The following is a 20,611-nucleotide window of genomic DNA, read 5'->3' as shown; positions in this document are numbered from 1 at the left end:
TGCCGCGCCGAACGTGCCGCGCATCGGCGACGGATCAGCATGGCGAATGGAAACGCGAGCGGGGCCCGCGCACCCGGCGCGAGCCCCGCTGCATCTCCGCTAAAAACTAGCGAGAGCGCTTTGTCTATTCGAACGTGATGCCGAAGTCGCTGTCAGCTCCGAACGAGTCGAAGTCGGCAAACGACAAATCGGCTTCGTAGTCGATGTTCTCCTGCTGGTAGGGGTACCGCTCGGCAATTGCCTCTTCGGTAGCTTCCACCACCTGGTCGGAGTACTCGTTGAGACCGGTACCAGCGGTGATGAGGCGACCGATGATGACGTTCTCTTTGAGGCCGAGCAGCGGGTCGGTCTTCTGTTCCATAGCCGCCTGCGTGAGCACGCGGGTGGTCTCCTGGAACGATGCGGCCGACAGCCACGACTCGGTGGCGAGCGACGCCTTGGTGATACCCATCACCTCGGGTCGACCCGAAGCCGGGCGACGACCCTCGGTTACCGCCTGGCGGTTAGCGGCCTGGAAGCGCTGGCGGTCGATCAGCTCACCGGGCAGCATGTTGGTGTCGCCCGACTCGTTAATCGTGACCTTGCGCAGCATCTGGCGCACAATCACCTCGATGTGCTTGTCGTGAATCGGCACACCCTGGCTGTTGTACACCTCCTGCACACCCTGCACGAGGTACTTCTGCACGGCAGCCGGACCACGCACCTCAAGCACATCCTTCGGGTCGAGCGGACCCTCAACCAGCTGCTGACCGGGCTCAACACGAGCACCCTCTTCAACCAGCAGTTCGGCACGCTTGGTCACCGGGTAGGTGATGGGCTCTTCATCCTTGTTGTCGGGGGTGAGCACCAGCTTGCGCTGTTTCTCGGTGTCCTGAATGGTGATGATGCCGGCCACCTTCGCCAGCGGCGCTGCACCCTTCGGAGTGCGGGCCTCGAACAGCTCCTGCACACGGGGCAGACCCTGGGTGATGTCGGCAGCACCGGCAATACCACCGGTGTGGAAGGTACGCATCGTCAGCTGGGTACCGGGCTCACCAATCGACTGCGCCGCGATAATACCGACGGCCTCGCCGAGATCGGCAAGCTGCGACGCCGACATCGAGCGGCCGTAGCACTTGGCACAAACACCAATCTGCGATTCACAGGTGAGCACTGAACGTACGGCAACCTCGCGCACACCGGCGGCAACAAACTGCTCGATGAGCACGTCACCGACAGGGTCGCCAGCCTGAGCCAGCACGTTACCCTCAGCATCCTTGACATCAACCGCCAGGGTACGGGCGTACACCGAGTTTTCAACGTTGTCGGCCAGCTGCACTTCACCAGTCGCGTCGGTCTGGACGATTGGCAGGGTGAGGCCCTTGCGCGTACCACAGTCGAGTTCGCGGATGATCACATCCTGCGAAACGTCCACCAGACGACGGGTGAGGTAACCCGAGTCGGCGGTCTTGAGGGCGGTGTCGGCCAGACCCTTACGAGCACCGTGGGTCGACGAGAAGTACTCGAGCACGGTCAGACCCTCACGGTACGAGTGAATGATCGGACGAGCAATCTTCTCACCCTTCGGGTTTGCCACGATGCCTCGCATACCGGCAACCTGACGCACCTGCAGCCAGTTACCGTTAGCACCCGCGGTCACCATGCGGTGAATCGAGTTGGTGTCGGGGAACTGTTCGCGGGTGTCTTCGGCCACGCGCTCAGTGGCGTCTTCCCACATCGCGATGGTCTTTTCGCGGTACTCTGCCTGCGAAATAAGACCCATGGTGTAGTCGTCGCGCAGCTCGGCAACCTTGGCCTCGGTCTCGGCAACGATGGCTTCCTTGGTGTCGGGCACCACCACGTCACTAATTGCGAGCGAAATACCCGAGCGGGTTGCCCAGTGGAAACCAGCGTCCTTGATCTTGTCGAGGGTGCTGGCAACCACGTCCTTGTCGTAGCGCTCGGCGAGGTAGTTCACGACGCCCGAGAGCTGGCCCTTGGTCATGACCTTGTCGAGGTACGGGTAGTCGTCCGGCAGCAGCTCGTTGAACAGTGCCCGGCCGAGCGTGGTCTCACGCACAGTCGACCCGCCAGCACCATCGGTGATACGAATGCTGACCTTGGCATTGAGGTGCAGAGTGCCCTCATCCATTGCCAGGATCGCTTCGGCAACCGACGAGAACGAACGACCCACACCCACAACGTCATCACGCTGGAAGGTGAGGTGGTACAGACCGGCAACCATGTCCTGCGAGGGCAGGGTCACGGGTCGACCATCCGAGGGCTTCAGGATGTTGTTCGAGGCGAGCATGAGGATGCGTGCCTCGGCCTGCGCCTCAACCGACAGCGGCAGGTGCACAGCCATCTGGTCACCGTCGAAGTCGGCGTTGAACGCCGCACAGGCGAGCGGGTGAAGCTGGATGGCCTTACCCTCAACGAGCTGCGGCTCGAAGGCCTGGATACCGAGACGGTGCAGGGTGGGTGCACGGTTGAGCAGCACCGGGCGCTCACGAATAACTTCTTCGAGCACGTCCCACACCTCGGGCTTGGCACGCTCAACAGCGCGCTTGGCTGCCTTGATGTTGGATGCGTGACCGAGGTCGATCAGGCGCTTGATGACGTACGGCTTGAACAGCTCAAGTGCCATCTGCTTGGGCAGACCGCACTGGTGCATCTTCAGGGTCGGACCAACGATGATCACCGAGCGGCCCGAGTAGTCAACGCGCTTACCGAGCAGGTTTTGACGGAAACGACCCTGCTTACCCTTGAGCATGTCGCTGAGCGACTTCAGTGCGCGGTTACCGGTGCCGGTCACCGGACGACCACGGCGGCCGTTGTCGAACAGCGCGTCAACGGCCTCCTGCAGCATGCGCTTCTCGTTGTTCACGATGATCTCGGGGGCAGCGAGGTCGAGCAGGCGGCGCAGCCGGTTGTTGCGGTTGATGACACGACGGTAGAGGTCGTTGAGGTCACTGGTCGCAAAACGGCCACCGTCCAGCTGAACCATCGGGCGCAGCTCCGGCGGGATGACCGGGATCACGTCGAGCACCATAGCCTCAGGCTTGTTGTTGGTGCTGAGGAACGCGGTCACCACCTTGAGACGCTTGATGGCGCGGATCTTCTTCTGACCCTTACCGGTCTGGATCTGCTCGCGCAGGATCTCAGCTTCGCTCTCGAGGTCGAAGTCGCGCAGGCGGCGCTGGATGGCTTCGGCACCCATGTAGGCCTCGAAGTAGTCGCCGTAGCGGTCGACGAGCTCGGCGTAGTCGGCGTCGTCGGCGCGCAATTCCCCAACCTTGAGCTCCTTGAACGCTTCAAACACGCGCTCGAGCTGCTGGATGAGTGCGTCTGATTCCTTGCGGATGCGCGCGAGTTCCTTGTCGCTGGCGTCCTTGGCCTTGCGCTTCTGGTCGGCAGTGGCGTCGTCAGCCTCGAGCTCAGCGAGCGTTTTTTCGAGCTCGGCGAGCTTGTTGTTGATCTGCGAGTCGCGTGACTTGCCGATCGACTCGAGCTCGAGACGCAGCTCTTGTTCGAGCTCGTCGAGGTCGTCGCGGCGGCCCTCTTCATCCACCGAGACCACCATGTAGGCGGCGAAGTAGATGACCTTTTCGAGGTCCTTGGGGGCCATGTCGAGCAGGTAGCCCAGGCGCGACGGCACACCCTTGAAGTACCAGATGTGGGTCACGGGTGCGGCGAGGTTGATGTGTCCCATCCGCTCGCGTCGCACCGATGACTTGGTGACTTCAACACCGCAGCGCTCACAGATGATGCCCTTGAAGCGCACGCGCTTGTATTTACCGCAGGCACACTCCCAGTCACGCGATGGACCGAAAATCTGTTCACCGAACAGACCGTCCTTCTCGGGCTTGAGGGTGCGGTAGTTGATGGTTTCGGGCTTCTTAACTTCACCCTTCGACCACGCGAGGATGTCGTCGCTGGTCGCCAGCCCGATGCTGAGGCTGTCAAACTTTGTTGCGTCGATCAATTCTGATTTCTCCTAAATCTGAACGCGATTCGATTCTCAGTACCGGGCTAGATCTCTTCGACCGAGGCCGACTCGAACCGGCTGGAGATATTGATGCCGAGTTCTTCGGCAGCGCGGTAAGCGTCATCGTCGTTCTCTTCGAGGCTGAGGATCTGGCCGTCAGCTCCGAGAACTTCGACGTTGAGGCACAGCGAGCGCATTTCGCGCACGAGCACGCGGAACGACTCGGGGATACCGGGCTTCTGGATGTTGTCGCCCTTCACGATCGATTCGTATGCCTTCACACGACCGACGATGTCGTCCGACTTGATGGTGAGCAGCTCCTGCAGCGTGTAGGCGGCGCCGTAGGCTTCGAGCGCCCACACCTCCATCTCACCGAAGCGCTGACCACCGAACTGGGCCTTACCACCCAGCGGCTGCTGGGTAATCATCGAATAAGGACCGGTCGAACGAGCGTGGATCTTGTCATCGACGAGGTGATGCAGCTTCAGGATGTACATGTAGCCAACCGAGACCGGGTCGGGGAACGGTTCGCCCGAGCGGCCGTCAAACAGGCGGGTCTTACCCGTCTCGTCGATCAGTCGGTCGCCGTCACGGTTCGGACGGGTCGAGCCGAGCAGACCGGTGAGCTCTTCCTGGGTGGCACCATCGAAGACCGGGGTGGCCACGCGAGTGCCAGCCTCAACGTGGTAGGCAGCCTCGGGCAGTTGTGCAGCCCACTCGGGCTTGCCCTCGATGTCCCAACCCTGCGAGGCGGCCCAACCGAGGTGCGATTCCATGACCTGACCGAAGTTCATTCGCTTCGGGATACCCAGCGGGTTCAGGATGATGTCGACCGGGGTGCCGTCCTCGAGGAACGGCATATCTTCTTCGGGCAGGATCTTGGCGATGACGCCCTTGTTACCGTGGCGGCCCGCGAGCTTGTCACCCTCGGTGATCTTGCGCTTCTGGGCGATGTACACGATTACGCGCTGGTTCACGCCCGAGCCGAGCTCGTCGTCGCCGGCCTCAACGTCAAACACCTTGACGCCGATGACGGTGCCCTGCTGACCGTGGGGTACCTTCAGCGAGGTGTCGCGCACCTCGCGGCTCTTTTCGTTGAAGATGGCGCGCAGCAGGCGCTCTTCAGCGCTGAGCTCGGTTTCACCCTTCGGGGTGACCTTACCGACGAGGATGTCGCCGGGGCGAACCTCGGCACCGATGCGGATAATGCCGCGCTCGTCGAGGTCTTTGAGCATGTCTTGCGACACGTTGGGCAGGTCGGCGGTGATTTCTTCCTTACCGAGCTTGGTGTCGCGAGCATCCACCTCGTATTCCTCGATGTGGATCGACGAGAGTACGTCGTCTTTCACGAGGTTCTGGCTGATGATGATGGCGTCCTCGAAGTTGTGGCCCTCCCACGGCATGAATGCCACGAGCAGGTTCGCACCGAGCGCGAGTTCACCGCGGTCGGTCGAGGGGCCGTCGGCAATCACTTCGCCAACCTCAACGCGGTCGCCAGCCTTGACGATCACGCGGTGGTTGTAGCAGGTGCCGGCGTTCGAGCGCTGGAATTTGCGCAGGAAGTACGATTCGCTGCCGCCATCGTCGGTCTGCACGGTGACCTGGTCGGCCGATACCGAGGTGACCACACCGGCGTTTACTGCGGTGACCACGTCACCAGCGTCAACGGCCGAGTAGCCCTCCATACCGGTACCCACAATCGGCGCCTGGGCGCGCACCAGCGGCACAGCCTGACGCTGCATGTTGGCGCCCATCAGTGCACGGTTGGCGTCGTCGTGCTCGAGGAACGGGATCAGCGAGGTACCCACCGACACCATCTGGCGCGGCGAGACGTCCATGTAGTCGACCTCGTTTGCGGGCACGAGCTCAACCTCGCCGCCCTTGGTGCGCACGAGCACGTCGTCTTCGATGAAACGACCGTTCTCGTCGAGCGGTGCGTTTGCCTGCGAAACGACAAACTCGTCTTCTTCGGCGGCGGTGAGGTAGTCGATCTCGTTCGACACCACGCCGTCCTTAACGCGGCGGTACGGGGTTTCGATGAAACCGAACGCGTTGATGCGAGCGAAGGTTGCGAGCGAACCGATCAGACCGATGTTCGGACCTTCGGGGGTTTCGATCGGGCACATGCGGCCGTAGTGCGAGGGGTGCACGTCACGCACCTCAACACCGGCACGCTCACGGCTCAGACCACCCGGGCCGAGCGCCGAGAGACGACGCTTGTGGGTGATACCTGCAAGCGGGTTGTTCTGGTCCATGAACTGCGACAGCTGCGAGGTTCCGAAGAACTCCTTGATGGCTGCCACGACGGGACGCACGTTGATGAGCGACTGCGGGGTGATCGCGTCGACTTCCTGGGTGGTCATGCGCTCGCGCACGACGCGCTCCATACGGCTCAGACCGGTACGCACCTGGCTCTGGATGAGTTCACCAACGGCGCGAATACGACGGTTACCGAAGTGGTCGATGTCGTCAACGTCGAGGGGGATGTCGACAATCTCGCCACCGTTGCGGGTGCCGGGGATGCTGGTGTCGCCCTGCTGCAGCGCAACCAGGTACTTGATGGTGGCGACGACGTCTTCCACCGAGAGCACCGAGTCGGTGATGGGAGCTTCGAGACCCAGCTTGCGGTTGAGCTTGTAGCGGCCAACCTTGGCGAGGTCGTAGCGCTTGGGGTTGAAGTAGAAGTTGTCGAGCAGCGCGCGAGCTGCTTCCGAAGCCACCTGCTCACCGGGACGCAGCTTGCGGTAGATGTCGCGCAGCGCGTCTTCCTGGGTCTGGATCTTCGGGTCGTCCTTGCTCAGCGTTTCGAGCAGGGTCGGGTAGCCGGCAAACTCGGCGCGGATTTCGTCTTCGGTGAGACCGATTGCGCGCAGGAAGATGGTGATCGACTGCTTACGCTTGCGGTCAACACGAACCGAAACGAAGCCCTTCTTGTCGACCTCAAATTCGAGCCAGGCACCGCGCGAGGGGATCACGCGCGCCGAGAACACGTCGGTGTCACTGTTCTTTTCGGGGGTGCGCTCAAAGTAGACGCCCGGCGAACGAACCAGCTGCGACACCACAACACGCTCGGTGCCGTTAATGATGAACGTGCCCTTGTCGGTCATCAGCGGGAAGTCGCCCATGAACACGGTCTGGGTCTTGATTTCGCCGGTTTCGTAGCGCATGAACTCGGCTTCGACGTACAGCGGCGCCGCGTAGGTCTTGCTGCGTTCCTTGCACTCGTCAATCGAGTACTTGGCAGGCTCGAGGTAGGGGTTGCGGAACGTCAGCTGCATCGAGCCGGCGTTGTCTTCAATCGGCGAAATTTCTTCGAAGACCTCGTCAAGGCCGGATGCGGTAGCCACATCGGTACGGCCCTGTTCGAGCTGGTAGGCCACAAGTGCCTTCCAGTCATCGTCACCGACGAGCCAGTCAAACGATTCGGTCTGCAGTGAGAGCAGGTCTGGCACCTCGAGGGTGTCAGCGATCTTGGCGAACGAGAGTCGTTGTGCCAAGCGGCCCGACTTGGGCGCGGGTGCGTTATTCGCAACAGCCAATGGAAATACCTCCGCAGTCCCCCGGCATGAAGGGGACGGTCTCGCATCGATTCGTGAGGGTTGGCTACATCGCCTGGCTGTGCAAATGACTCATGCTGAACGACGAGAGCGGGATACCGGTGGCCGAACTGCGATGAACCGCACTGCCAAGCCCACCGCAATATGAAGGCATGGAGCGACGAAGCGCAAGTAGCCATTGTAAGACGGATTGCCGAGAAATACCAGAGAGAATCTGCCCGAATCTGGCATACAGACTTATCCTAGCGCGATCTACGCCGACCGGGCACCAAACTACGCCTCGCCAAGATAGCGGTCGGTACTCGGATCCACGGGATCCAGGTCGCCAAGCAACCGCCAGCGGTTAAGGAACCCGCGCTCCCGACCGATCGTCGACGGCAGACCGTGCCCGGGATAAAACACGGTTTCATCCGGGAAGCACCGGAAAATTCGCTCGACGCAATCGGTAAGCAGCTGCCGGTACCGCTCGGGGTCGTCCCACGTGTTCCCGATCCCGCCGGGAAATAGCGAGTCACCGGTCAGGATGCGGGTGGCCTCCCCCGGTTGCCGAATCACCACCGCGATCGACCCCGGTGTGTGACCACGCAGACCGATGAGTTCGAGCACCGTCTCACCCAGCTCAATCGTGTCGCCGTGGTTGACCAGCCGGTCGGTGGGCACCGGAATTTCGCCAGCATCCGCCTCACCCGCAAGCGAGGGCACCGCGAGCGCATCCTTCACCTCCGCCAGCGCCTGCCAGTGATCGGGATGCGAGTGTGTGGTGAGCACGCCTACCGGCGCGATCTCGGGGCGGCCGGCTTGCGCCGCCGACTCGCGCGCCGCATCCACCAGCCCGAACACGTATGGCGCCGCATCCGCCGCATCCACCACCAGCGTTTTACCTGACGCCGTATCAACAACGACATAGCAATTGTTTTCATAGTCGTTGAGCTCGGCGTAGTGAATTTCGATGCCGCCGAAAGCGTCCAGTTTGGGGATGAATGGATGCGTCATGTCACCCAACCTAGTTGGCGCTTCCTGGCGATGCACCAGAATTTCGCGGGGTAACGGCGCCCGCAAGCTGTGAATGTGGCCGCCACCGGGTGCCAATCTGCTCGCTAACCCGGCGCTTGCCACTAGCCTGCTAATACATCCGCACCATCTTTGTGCAGCAGAAAGAGCTCAATGACCCAAACAACAACTTCCCAGCGGCCCCGCTATCTCATCCCTGTTGATTTCGTTCGCGGCGCGCTCATGGGAATGGCCGAGCTGGTGCCCGGTGTCTCAGGCGGCACCGTGGCGCTGGTTACCGGCATCTATGACGAACTCATCAAATCGGCAAACCACGTGGTGCAGGGCCTGCGCGCGCTGGTCACCGGACCCGAACGCGGCAAGCGCTTTGGCGCCGAACTGCGCAGCGTGAACTGGTGGATGGTGGTGCCGGTGCTGATCGGTATGGCCACGGTGGTGTTCACCGTCGCCGGTGTGATGCACGACTTTGTCGCCAACACCCCCGAGCACGCGCGCGGCCTGTTTTTTGGGATGGTGGCCGCAAGCCTGATCGTGCCGCTACAGATGGCGCCGGCACGAGCAAAAGGCCGCTCACCGGTGTGGGACTGGGTCATCGTCGTGGTGGCTGCCGTGGTGGCGTTTGTGCTGACCAGTTTTGCTGGTGGCCAGGTGGTTGAAAACCCGGCGCTGCCGATCGTGTTCATCGCTGCCGCAGTTGCGATCTGTGCGCTCGTAATTCCCGGCGTTTCGGGGTCGTTTTTCCTGCTCGCGGTGGGGCTGTACGCCCCCACGCTGCAGGCGGTGGATGACCGCAACTTCGCCTATCTCGGCGTGTTTATGCTCGGTGCCATCGTTGGGTTAGCCGCGTTTGTGAAGCTGCTGCACTACCTGCTGAACGAGCACCGGCGCACCACGCTGCTGGCGATGGCCGGGCTCATGCTCGGTTCGCTGCGCGCGCTGTGGCCGTGGCAGACCATCGGCGCGGCCGATGGTGATGGCGCCGGCGCACTGCTCGCTCCGACCGAGCCGATTCTCTGGCCGGTGCTGCTGGCTGTGCTCGGAGCCGTGATTGTGCTCGCGCTGCTGGGCGCCGAAAAGCTACTGCAGCGGCGCGAAACACAACCAGCCGGCAACTAGAGCGAGCCGGCAACCAGCTGGTCAAGCGGCTGCGGTGAATAGAGGTACGGCGGCACCTCGAACACCGTCACCGCGCCCACGCGACCGGCGGTATGCATCCGCGCCGCCGCACGGGCCGACGCCACGAGCATTGCGGCGGTGAAATCGGGGTTGCGTCCGAGGTCGAGCCCAAATTCAACCGACGAGTGCGAGCCGGCCAGGTCGCCGCTGGTGATCACGCGACCGCCGTGCGGCATCCCGGTGTGGTCGCGCTCGAATTCTTCTTCGCTGACAAATTCGACCGTGGTTTCGTAACCCACAAAATAGTCGGGCATATTCACGATCGTTTCGCGGATGCGGTCGTGGTCGGCTTCATCCGCCACCACAACACAGTGGCGAGCGTGCGCCTGCTTACCCGTGGGGATTTCGGCGCCGGCAGTCTTCGCTGCGGCAACCGCGTCCTCGTTCGGCACGGTGTATTGCACGCCGCGAATCACGCCGGGGATGCGGCGAATCGCATCCGAGTGCCCCTGCGAAACACCCGGCCCCCAGAAGGTAGCCTGCTGCGGTTCGGGGAAAAGGGATGCGCCAATCACTCGGTTCAGCGAAAACAGGCCCGGATCCCAGCCGGTGGAAATCAACGAGAGATGCGCCGTCTCGCGCGCAGCCGCATCCATTTTGGCGCGGTGTTCGGGGATGAGCGCGTGATTGTCGTAGGTGTCGACGGTGTTGAAGTGCACGGCAAATTCGGCAGCCTGCTCGGGAATATCGGTTGCGCTGCCGAGGCACAGCAGCAGCACGTCAACCTCATCGGCGTAGCGAGCTGCGTCGGCGGCCGGCAGCACGCGGGTGTCGGTGTCCAGGTTGTCGCGTCGCGAAAAGATCCCGACCAAGTCCATGTCGGCCTGGCGCTTCACCAGCTGCTCGGCGCTTTTGCCGAGGTTGCCATAACCGGCAATTGCGACACGGATTCGAGTGGGTGCTGACGCGGTTTGGTTCACCAGCGGTCCTTTCAATATGAATAAAACGGGACCTCATCGTATTCCTCGCAGCTGAAGAGCGTGACCGGATGCATCCCCAATACGCCGAACGGGGCCCGGCAAGTAGGTGCCGAGCCCCGCGGGCGAATAACTGACTGTTTTAGAGGCCGCGCTCCTGGCGCACCTTGGCCTCGATCTTGGCGCCGGTTTCGGCGTCGACGTTCTTCCAGTATTGGAAGGCGTTCGACAGCACCGGCTCCTGCACGCTCATCAGCGCACCGGACACGGTGTCAACGAAGCGCTCGCGCTGCGCGTCGTCAAACACGCGACGCACCAGGTCACCGGCCTGACCGAAGTCATCGTCCTCGGGGTGCAGCTCATAGGCGCTGCGCACGAGTTCGCCGTCAGCCTCCCACGAGTTTTCAACCGGGCCGGTTTCGTCGGAGTGCGGGCGACCGAACGAGTTGGGCGCGTAAACCGGGGCGTTACCCGAGTGGTCGAAGCGCATATTGCCGTCGAAGGTGTAGCTATTGGTCTTCACCACGGGGCGGTTCACCGGCAGCTGGTTGAAGTTGGTGCCGATGCGGGCGCGGTGTGCGTCGGGGTAGGCAAACATGCGGCCCATCAGCATCTTGTCGGGCGAGATGCCGGTGCCGGGCACGTAGTTACCGGGCGAGAAGGCTGCCTGCTCGATCTCGGCGAAGAAGTTGGCCGGGTTTTCGTTGAGCGTGAAGCGACCAACCTTGATGAGCGGGTAGTCCTTGTGCGACCAGGTCTTGGTGAGGTCGAACGGGTTGAAGCGGTAGTTTTTCGCCTCGTCGTAGGGCATCACCTGCATGTAGAGCGTCCACGAGGGGAACTCGCCGCGCTCGATCGCGTCGAAGAGGTCGCGGCGGTGGAAGTCGGCATCCGAACCTGCCAGCTTCTCGGCTTCCTCATTGGTCATGTTCTGTTCGCCCTGATCGGTGCGGAAGTGGTACTTCACCCAGAAGCGCTCACCCTCGGCGTTGATCCACGAGTAGGTGTGCGACGAAAAGCCGTGCATGTGGCGCCAGGTGCGGGGCAGGCCGCGGTCACCCATCAGGTAGGTCACCTGGTGTGCGGTTTCGGGGTTCTGCGTCCAGAAGTCAAACTGCATGGTGTTGTCACGCAGGCCCGAGTCGGGCAGCCGCTTCTGCGAGCGGATGAAGTGCGGGAACTTCATCGGGTCGCGCAGGAAGAACACCGGGGTGTTGTTACCGACGATGTCGAGGTTGCCCTCTTCGGTGTAGAACCGCAGCGAGAAGCCGCGCACGTCACGCCAGGTGTCGGGCGAACCCTGCTCACCGGCAACGGTCGAGAAGCGGGCCAGCATACGAGCCTTGGCGCCGGGCTGGAACACCTTTGCGCGGGTGTACTGCGAAACGTCCTCGAGCACCTCCCAGGTGCCGAAGGCACCCGAGCCCTTGGCGTGCGGGTTACGCTCGGGCACACGCTCGCGGTTGAACGCGGCGAGGGTTTCAACCAGCTGCACATCGTGCAGGGTGATGGGGCCGTTGGGGCCCACGGTCAGCGAGTTGCGGTCGCTCTCGGCCGGGGCGCCGTTCTGGCGCGTCGAGGGCAGCGTGGGGTCGATGTTGCTGTCAAGCGTCACGATTGTGCTCCTTTGTACTTGCGGACGAATACTGGATTGGAAATTTGGGTGGATGGGGACGGGCCACCGGTGAACCGCTACGTTCGGACTTCCGGAGATTCGGGCATGTCCGTAGCGTCGGCGGTAGTACCGCGACACTGCGGGCAGATCCCAAAGTAGGTGACATCGGCGGTGTGAACCTCAAAGCCGGCGCTATCGCTCGGGGTGAGACAGGGCGCGTCTCCCGCGGCACAGTCGACATCAACGATCGCACCACAGTGTTTGCACACGAGGTGGTGGTGGTTGTCACCGGTGCGGGTTTCGTAGCGCGCCGGCGAACCGGGTAGCTCAATACTGCGAACCAGGCCGTGCGACACAAAATCGTTGAGACTGACGTAAACCGCCTGCCGGGTGAGGTGGGGCACCTGCGCCGCCACCCGCTGATACAGCTCTTCAGCCGAGCTGTGCGAGTGCGCGTCGAGGTCGTGCAGCATCGCCACGCGCCGCGACGTCACGCGCAGCCCAGCCGCGCGGAGGCGGTCGGGATACGGAACGTGCGGCGCTGTTTGCTGCATACCACTATTTTACCGCGCTATTTTGATCTATTCAAAAGTATGCCCAGGTGATGCCCAGCTTCGCGGCACTTTCCACTCGACCCCGTGAGTTCAGCGGAACATTTCGCATCCAGGATGCTTCACAGCGCGACGAACACGCGAAATCCGGCCAGAACCTCACGCACCCGACGCCGAACTGCGAGAATGCACGGGTGTCTCGCCGCAATCGCCACCCCAGCTCCGACCTCACCACAACGCTCGCCTCGGGCCGGCAGGCCTGGTTTGAACGCGAGGGTGATCGCTGGCAGCTGCACATCGACGGCACCCCGCAATCCGAGATCGACCTGTTCGACCCCACCCGACTCGAGTTCGGGTACATCCGCCACATGGGGCATGCCCTCGACCTGGCATTCGCTGCCAAGCGCGCCATCACCGCGGTGCATCTCGGCGCCGGAGCCATGACTCTCCCCCGCTATGTCGAGGCCACTCGCCCCGGCTCGCGCCAGCAGGTCATCGAAATCGACCGCGAGCTCATCGATTTTGTGCGCCGCGTCGCGCCGCTGCCCGCGCACGCTTCCATCCGCGTCCGCTACGGGGATGCCCGCGAACAGCTCGCCCGACTGCCGGAGGGGCTGCGCGGCACCGTCGACGCGCTCATTGTCGACGTGTTCGCCGGCGATCACACTCCCCCGCACCTCACGAGCGCCGAATTTTTTGACGAAGTTGCAAGCCGCCTCTCACCCGCGGGAATTGTGCTCGCCAATGTCGCCGACGGGGCCGGACTCAATTTTGCTCGCCGCGAGGTGGCCACGATCCGCGAAGCGGTGGGCCCGGTGACCCTGATTGCCGAGCCCGCGGTGCTCAAGGGACGCCGCTTCGGCAATATCGTGGTGGCCGCCGGCCGCGAGGCCCGCGAGTGGGATGGCCTGGCGCGTCGAGTGGGCAATGGCTTCCCACCGGGCGCGGTGGTCACCGATTCCGAAGCGGTGGCCTGGATGCGCGGGGCCACACCGTTCAGCGATGCGGATGCGGTTGGCTCACCCTCACCAGACGCCTCGGTTTTTATCCGCTGAGCGCGCCGCGCTCGACCGCGCTGGCAAGATCAGCCGCAGCCAATTGCATCCGATCTTGATGCACATCCCGGGCACGCCGACACCGAAACCCGCCCGCCTCAGGAAGTATCGGTACTCTCATGGCGTGTCTGACGCTCCAGCTCCAATGATTCTTGGTTACGACCCCGAGACGCTCCGCGAACGCATCGACCCGGATGCGGTGGCCGCGCGCCTCGAGGAGATCGAGCAATTCCGGTCACTCTCGGCCGTCAACGAGCAGATCGCGTTGCTGCGCATGCTGGGCCGCTACGACGAGGCTTTCGAAAAGGCGCAGGCCGCCTGCCGCCTGTCTCGTTTCACCGGCTCACGTGAAGACTCGCTTGCCGCACGCATCCGCCGCGCGCAGGTTGAGCAGTTCCGCGGCAATCTCGACCCGGCGTTGAACGAGCTGACCAACTGCGCCGAAGAAGCGATCGCGCACGAGTGGGCAGCGCTGGCCGGGTTCGCGCTGCAGCACCGCGGCAAGGTGCTGTTCGATCTCGAACGCTACGACGAGGCGCTGGCAGATTTTGAGTCGGCGCTGAAATACCGCGAGGCACACAGTGCGCCGGCCGATCAGCTCAATTCGACCAAATTCGCGATCCGTGTGACCCGCGCCAAAATCGAGGGCGACTCAGCCCCCGACGAGACGCTGCCGGTTCACTCGGTCGACTCGTAGCCGCGAATTGAGCGATCTTCACGAGCTGCGCGAGCGGGCCGAACGGCTACTCGCGCAGCATCTGGGCCCGAGCTGGTCATTCAGCTACGACACGGCCAAATTGCGGGCCGGTAAGTGTGATTTCACGCGCCAACAAATCTCGCTATCGCGCTATTTGGCCGCGCGTCACTCGGATGCCGAGAACGAGCAAACCCTCCTGCACGAAATCGCGCACGCGCTGGCCGGCCCCGCGGCCGGGCACGGGGATGCATGGCTGCGCATCGCCCGCCAGCTCGGCTACACCGGCGGCCGCACGCACGACGGCGAGGTGGCTCGCGAGTACGCGCGCTGGGTGGGAATCTGCCCCGCCGGACACGAAATTGTGCGGTTCCGACGGCCAACCAAACCGGTGTCGTGCGGGAAGTGTTCGCGCCGTTTTGATCGCCGCAATCTCATCCGCTGGCGCGAGCGCACCGAAGCCGAGCGGGCGGCCGACCGGCCCGCATCCTGATCGTTCAGTAGCCGCCGCATCCTGATCGTTTTGCAGTCGGGCACCCCTATCGTTGTTGCCATGCCAACGAAGTCCATCCATTTTGGTTCCGATAATTATGCTGGCGCGCATCCCGCGGTAATTGATGCGATCGTGCGCGCCAATTCCGGCCATGTTCCCGGCTACGGTGACGACCCGATCACCGCCGAACTTGCAGCCCGGATGCGTGAAATTTTCGGACCCGAAACCGAGATTTATCCGGTGTTTAATGGCACCGGCGCCAACGTGGTGTCGCTACAGGCGATGCTGCCGCGCTGGGGTGCGGCACTGATCACCGCATCCGCGCACGTAAATACTGATGAAAACGCTGCGCCCGAGCGGATTGCGGGCATCAAGCTGCTGCCGCAGCGTTCGGCCGATGGCCGGTTTGACCCCGCCCAGATTGCGCCGGCGCTGGCGGATGTGATGGTGCCACACTCGGCCGAGCCGCTCGCGGCGTCGTTTTCAAACTCGACCGAGTTTGGCACCGTGCACTCGCTCGAGCAGGTGGCCGAGATCACGAGCACCGCACACCGGCACGGACTGCTCGTGCACTGTGATGGTTCGCGGCTGGCGAATGCGGCGGTGGCCCTCGGCACCGATTTGGCCACCATCACCGCGGATGTGGATGTGATTTCGCTCGGTGCCACAAAACTCGGGGCACTCGGGGCCGAGATGATCGTGGTGCGCAATCCTGAGGCGGTGCGCGGTATCGACCGGCTGCGAAAAATTGATTTGCAATTGGCATCGAAGCAGCGGTTTTTGTCGGCGCAGCTGCTGGCACTGTATGGCGGTGAGCTGTGGCGCGAACTGGCGGGGAACGCCAACGCTCAGGCGGCGCGGCTTGCTGCGGCACTGCGCGAGGTGCCCGGGGTGAGCCTCTATGCCGAAACCGAAGCGAATGCGGTGTTTGCGACGCTCCCCGCCGGGGTTGCGGATGCGGTGCGCGAGCGCGGCTGGCGATTCTATGACTGGCCGGCCGAGGATGCACCCGGAACGGTGCGACTCATGACCGCGTGGGACACCACCGATGCGGCCGTGGATGAATTGGTCACGGATATTGCTGAGATTGTCGGGGGCGGATGCTAGCGTTCACGAAACGCATCCGACCGCAACCAGCTCAACACTCGCATCCGCCGCGATTTACGACATGACCGGCGGTATTGTGAGAGTACGCGCAGTGTGACGCACACCAATGGAGTAACCAGCCGCTGAGCCGCGGCACCGAATCTGTCTGCGAGGGGCACGCATGACCATTCACATCCCACACATCACCGACAGCGATATCCGCAAACACGTTACCTACCGCCACGCGATGACTGCGCTGCGTAATGCACTGCTTGAAGATGTTGATCCGGCTACCGATTTTCCGCGCCAGATTCTCGAGCTGGCCGACCGGAAACAGCTGCTGTTCATGCCGTCGCAATCGCGCGACTGGGTGGGCACGAAGCTTATTTCGGTGAACCCGCTGAACTACCGCCGCAGCATCGACCGCGTGCAGGGCGTGTACCTGCTGATGGATTCTGACACCACCACGCCGCGCGCGATTATTGACGGCAGTGAACTCACCGAGCTGCGCACGGCGGCGATGTCGATGGTGGTTGCCGATGCGCTGCTGCCGCAGGATGCGCGCACGGTGATGCTGTTTGGTTATGGGGCTCAGGCTCGCGCGCATCTGCTCGCGTTGAAAGAGGTGCGGCCGTCGCTGAGCGAGGTGGTTATCACCGGCCGCAACCAGGTGAAAGCCGAGATGTTTGCCGCGAATGCCGCCGAGCACGGCTGGGATGCGCGTATTGGTGCGGCGCGCTCGCCCGAGTCGACAATCCCGCAGGCCGATGTGATTATCACCGTCACCGGGGCTGGTGAGCCGCTTTTTGATTCGTCGCTGGTGAAGCCGGGCACGCTGGTGATGGCGATCGGGTCGCACAACAATGATCGCCGCGAGCTTGAGGCTGAGCTGCTGGGCCGCTCGTATGTGATTGTCGAAGACCGCGCCACGGCGATGCGCGAGGCGGGCGATGTGGCGATGGCTGCGGCCGAGGGCGCGATCAGCGATGACGAACTGATTGAGCTGCATGATTTTGTGCGTGATCCGCGGCTGGTGCGCCGCGATAAGCCGATCGTGTACAAGTCGGTTGGCATGTCGTGGCAAGACCTGGCGGTGGCTGGTGAGGTGTATCGGCGCGTGCCGCAGGGGCGTCGATAGTCATTGGCCATTCGCTATTGGCTCGTGGTGCAGCCACTTGATCGTGCCCGTGAGCTGGTGGCGGCGGGATGCGTGCAGGTGCCGTGGGGTGCACGGTCGCCACTCGATCAGATGCGCGTCTCGGACGGTGTCATTCTGTATAGCCCCCGGGTTTCGAACCCCGATGGTGAGCCGCTGCGGGCGGCGGTGGCGTCGGGTCGGGTTGTGAGCGAGGAGCCGCGCCAGTGGGGTAATGCGGCGCGGTCGCCGTGGCGTCACGATGTTGATTGGTTGCCGGATGCGCGGGTGAGTTCGATTCGCCCGCTGCGCGACATGCTCGAGTTGACGCGCGATGACCGGTTTTGGGGTGAGCGGTTGCGGCCGGGTTGGGTGGAGATTTCGGCGCGCGATTTTGACATTTTGACGGATGCGGTGCGGCGGCCGTCGCCGGATCCGAGCGGGTTTATGTTGCGGACGCTGCGCGAGTCGGGGTATCCGGATGTGATGCCTTCGGGCAGTCGGGATGATCGGCCGCGGTTGATTCGCTGAGCTGCTGCCTGCTGTGGATAACTCGAGCGGGGATTACCGGGGTTGTTTAGGCTGAGCGCCTGATTGACGGCTCTAGTTGCGAGGAGACGGGATGCACAGGCAGTTCAGCGGGCTGGTGGTGACGGCCCTCATGGTCGTGGTGTTGGCGGGATGCGCGGCTTCTGGCGCGAGTGAAACCGCTCGCCCAACGCTGATGACGGCAACCGAGACCGCGGCGGCTGAGCCGCCCCTGCCCTCGCTTCCCGAGGGCACCGTGCCGCCAGAATACGAGGACCAGTACCTCGACCTGGCGGTTGAGGCGTATCAGAACTACCAGGAAGCGGCGCTGCGAGTGCTCGCCCACGAGCTTGATGCAAGCGCCCTGCACGACTACGTGCAACCCTCAATGGACGATGCCGTCGAGTGGTTCGCCAAGACAGCAGCCGAAGAAGGGCCTTGGAAGGTTGAGGGCGAGTACAAGCTCGAGAACATAGAGCTGACCAACTCCGCAATCAGCCCGGACTCGGTGCGATTGCAGTTCATTGCTTGCCAGGTCGACGGCGAGGTCACCATTTCTAATGCCGAGCACGAACACATTCGAGATCGCTCTGAGGGTGACCGTTGGCCGATCGTCGTTATCGTGAAGGGCCCGATCGATGCGCTCAAAGTGGAGCGCCAAGAGCAACTCGGCGAGGTTAACCCGTGCGACTCTTAGCCCTAGCTGCTCTAACACTGCTACCAGCTCTCCCGCTCAACTCTTTTCCCATTGCCCAGGACTGTCCTGGTCAGATGGTGGGCGGCAAGTTCGTCTGTACAGGTGCAGATTTAGATTCCGTCAACATCTCGGGGAACTGGCAAGAGGAAGTCCCCGCCGACTCCCCCGAACCCGACTACGGCGGTTCTTTCGACGGCGGCGACTCCGGCTATGAGGACTCCGGCTACGGCGACTCCTCCACCTCGACCGGCGCCGCCGACTCGACCGATGCATCCTCCAGCAACCCGCTCGGCAGCAACCTCAGCGTCGGTCTCGCAACCGGCACCGCATCCGGTACCCCGTCATTCCCCACAACCGTCACCGTCACCGATCTCACGCGCGCCCAACCAAACTCCGCCCGCATCCACATGGAGCCAGACGGCTGGGCGCTGCTCAACTCGCCCACCAACTTCTGGATCGAAACCGGCGCACCCCGCGTGCAGACCACGCTGTTCAACACCCCGGTCACCGTCGAATTCGTCCCCACCCGGGTGCAATGGGACTACGGCGACGGCACCACCACGACCACCGAAACACTCGGCGCATCCTGGTCAGACCTCAACCAGCAACCCCACACCGTCACCCAAACCAGCCACACCTACACCACCGGTGGCACCTACACCGTCCACGCCACCATCCACTACCGCGCCGTCGTTCACGTCAACGGCACCAGCATCAACGTCAGCGGCACCATCCAACAAACCGCAACCACCGCACCCATCGCGACCTACCGCTTCAGCACTGTCCTCACCCCAAACCCCTAACCGCATCCCGAACTGCAAACTTCATCCGGCAGCCTGGAATAACTCGCAACCGCCAGCGTTTACCCCTAGAGCGCTTCTATGCAGACGCATAGAATTGTGTGCAGTAGTTGAGCCACCAGCCGAGGAGCCACCCAATGCAGTTCGGAATCATGTCGGTAAGCGATGTCACCCGCGACCCCACCACCGGCCAAAACCCCAGCGAAGCAGAACGCATCCGCGACTTCGTCACCATCGCCAAAAAAGCCGAAGAAGTCGGCCTCGACGTCGTCGCGGTGGGCGAACACCACAACCCGCCGTTCTTCTCATCAAGCCCCACCACCCTGCTCGCAGCCATCGCCGCCCAAACCGAGCGCCTCATCCTCACCACCTCAACCACGCTCATCACCACCAACGACCCCGTGCGCATCGCTGAGGAATACGCGATGCTGCAACACCTCTCAAACGGCCGCATGGATCTCATGCTCGGCCGCGGCAACACCGCCCCCGTCTACCCCTGGTTCGGCCACGACATCCACACCGGCCTGCACCTCGCGCTCGAAAACTACAACCTCCTCCACCGACTCTGGCGCGAAGACGTCGTCGACTGGGAGGGCCGCTTCCGCACCGCACTGCACGGCTTCACCTCCACCCCGCGACCGCTCGACGACGTACCCCCGTTCGTGTGGCACGGCTCGATCCGCACCCCCGAAATTGCCGAACAGGCCGCCTACTACGGCAACGGGTTTTTTGCCAACCACATCTTCTGGCCGCCCTCACACACCAAACGCATGGTCAACTTCTACCGCGAACGCTACGAGCACCACGGCCACGGCCCCGCGAAAACCGCGATCGTTGGCCTCGGTGGACAATTTTTTGTTGGCCGCACCAGCCAGGGCGCGAAGGATGCGTTCCGCCCCTACTTCGACGCGGCCCCGGTATACGGCGGCGGCCCCTCACTCGAACAGTTCTCGGAATCAACCCCGCTCGCGGTGGGCAGCGTGCAAGAGGTCATCGACAAAATCCTCGGCTACCACGACTACATCGGCGACTATCAACGGCAACTGTTCCTCGTCGACCACGCCGGTATCCCACTGGGCACCGTGCTCGACCAGCTCGAACTCTTCGGCGCCGAAGTGCTTCCCGTGCTACGCCGCGAATTTGCATCCCGCCGCGACCCCGAAGTGCCCGCAGGCCCACCCACGCACGCCGATCTCGTGCGTGCCAAATATGGCGACGGTGAACCTCGCCAGCCTCGCCCGGCCGCAAACCGCGGCGATAACGTCACCGGCGGCTCGCCCTACATCGACCTTGTCGAGGAGCAAAACTGACGTGTCCAGGGGCGGGCAC

The 20,611-nt window shown here is 63.0% G+C and carries 16 protein-coding genes; 10 read left to right on the top strand and 6 right to left on the bottom strand.

The genetic code is table 11. From position 1 onward, the window contains the following. Positions 1-124: 124 nt before the first annotated feature. From rpoC to JMV54_RS03725, 3 genes are all read right to left on the bottom strand, one after another. Positions 125-3,964, bottom strand: a complete 3,840-nt coding sequence (gene rpoC, locus JMV54_RS03735) for a DNA-directed RNA polymerase subunit beta' (protein WP_201517565.1) — start codon at positions 3,962-3,964, stop codon at positions 125-127. A 47-nt stretch (positions 3,965-4,011) separates the two neighbouring features. Continuing rightward, on the bottom strand, positions 4,012-7,506 hold the full coding sequence (rpoB, locus tag JMV54_RS03730; RefSeq protein WP_201517564.1) for a DNA-directed RNA polymerase subunit beta: 3,495 nt from the start codon (positions 7,504-7,506) through the stop codon (positions 4,012-4,014). 291 nt (positions 7,507-7,797) lie between these two features. Further along, entirely contained in the window at positions 7,798-8,517 is a 720-nt protein-coding gene (locus tag JMV54_RS03725; protein ID WP_201517563.1) for an MBL fold metallo-hydrolase, read from the bottom strand. A gap of 171 nt (positions 8,518-8,688) precedes the next feature. Between JMV54_RS03725 and JMV54_RS03720 the strand changes: the two genes are divergently transcribed. Beyond that, complete coding sequence (locus JMV54_RS03720; RefSeq protein ID WP_201517562.1) at positions 8,689-9,651, top strand: DUF368 domain-containing protein; 963 nt, start codon at positions 8,689-8,691, stop codon at positions 9,649-9,651. On the opposite strand, the gene JMV54_RS03715 is transcribed toward JMV54_RS03720, so the two are convergent. From JMV54_RS03715 to JMV54_RS03705, 3 genes are all read right to left on the bottom strand, one after another. Next, a complete protein-coding gene (locus JMV54_RS03715; protein WP_338085374.1) occupies positions 9,648-10,631 on the bottom strand; it encodes a diaminopimelate dehydrogenase in 984 nt (327 codons plus the stop codon). The two genes, JMV54_RS03720 and JMV54_RS03715, sit on opposite strands and share 4 nt — an antisense overlap. A 139-nt stretch (positions 10,632-10,770) precedes the next feature. Continuing rightward, the gene (locus tag JMV54_RS03710; RefSeq protein WP_201517561.1) at positions 10,771-12,243 is read right to left on the bottom strand and encodes a catalase; all 1,473 of its coding nucleotides are present in this window, start codon (positions 12,241-12,243) and stop codon (positions 10,771-10,773) included. A gap of 77 nt (positions 12,244-12,320) precedes the next feature. After that, a complete protein-coding gene (locus JMV54_RS03705) occupies positions 12,321-12,797 on the bottom strand; it encodes a Fur family transcriptional regulator (protein ID WP_201517560.1) in 477 nt (158 codons plus the stop codon). A gap of 191 nt (positions 12,798-12,988) precedes the next feature. Between JMV54_RS03705 and JMV54_RS03700 the strand changes: the two genes are divergently transcribed. From JMV54_RS03700 to JMV54_RS03660, 9 genes are all read left to right on the top strand, one after another. After that, positions 12,989-13,849 (top strand): spermidine synthase, encoded by an 861-nt coding sequence (locus JMV54_RS03700; protein ID WP_230972800.1) that lies wholly within the window; start codon positions 12,989-12,991, stop codon positions 13,847-13,849. A gap of 124 nt (positions 13,850-13,973) precedes the next feature. Continuing rightward, positions 13,974-14,546, top strand: coding sequence for a tetratricopeptide repeat protein (locus JMV54_RS03695; RefSeq protein WP_230972799.1), 573 nt, complete (start codon positions 13,974-13,976; stop codon positions 14,544-14,546). 7 nt (positions 14,547-14,553) lie between these two features. Then, positions 14,554-15,036 carry a SprT-like domain-containing protein gene (locus JMV54_RS03690; RefSeq protein WP_201517559.1) on the top strand — a complete coding sequence of 161 codons (483 nt, stop codon included), beginning with the start codon at positions 14,554-14,556 and terminating at the stop codon, positions 15,034-15,036. Between the two features lie 60 nt (positions 15,037-15,096). Further along, positions 15,097-16,143, top strand: coding sequence for a threonine aldolase family protein (locus JMV54_RS03685; RefSeq protein WP_201517558.1), 1,047 nt, complete (start codon positions 15,097-15,099; stop codon positions 16,141-16,143). A 160-nt stretch (positions 16,144-16,303) separates the two neighbouring features. Further along, the gene (locus JMV54_RS03680; protein ID WP_201517557.1) at positions 16,304-17,260 is read left to right on the top strand and encodes an ornithine cyclodeaminase family protein; all 957 of its coding nucleotides are present in this window, start codon (positions 16,304-16,306) and stop codon (positions 17,258-17,260) included. Positions 17,261-17,263: 3 nt separating this feature from the next. Next, the gene (locus JMV54_RS03675) at positions 17,264-17,788 is read left to right on the top strand and encodes an EVE domain-containing protein (RefSeq protein ID WP_201517556.1); all 525 of its coding nucleotides are present in this window, start codon (positions 17,264-17,266) and stop codon (positions 17,786-17,788) included. A 91-nt stretch (positions 17,789-17,879) separates the two neighbouring features. Continuing rightward, positions 17,880-18,482, top strand: a complete 603-nt coding sequence (locus JMV54_RS03670; protein WP_201517555.1) for a hypothetical protein — start codon at positions 17,880-17,882, stop codon at positions 18,480-18,482. Positions 18,483-18,556: 74 nt separating this feature from the next. After that, positions 18,557-19,285: a hypothetical protein gene (locus JMV54_RS03665; protein ID WP_201517554.1), complete on the top strand. Its 729-nt coding sequence runs from the start codon at positions 18,557-18,559 to the stop codon at positions 19,283-19,285. Positions 19,286-19,419: 134 nt separating this feature from the next. Further along, positions 19,420-20,592 (top strand): CE1758 family FMN-dependent luciferase-like monooxygenase, encoded by a 1,173-nt coding sequence (locus tag JMV54_RS03660; RefSeq protein WP_201517553.1) that lies wholly within the window; start codon positions 19,420-19,422, stop codon positions 20,590-20,592. The last annotated feature ends 19 nt before the right edge of the window (positions 20,593-20,611 follow it).

Source organism: Gulosibacter hominis, from assembly GCF_904842695.1.
In the GTDB taxonomy this organism is placed as follows: domain Bacteria; phylum Actinomycetota; class Actinomycetes; order Actinomycetales; family Microbacteriaceae; genus Gulosibacter; species Gulosibacter hominis.
This window is presented reverse-complemented; position numbering and strand designations above follow the sequence as displayed.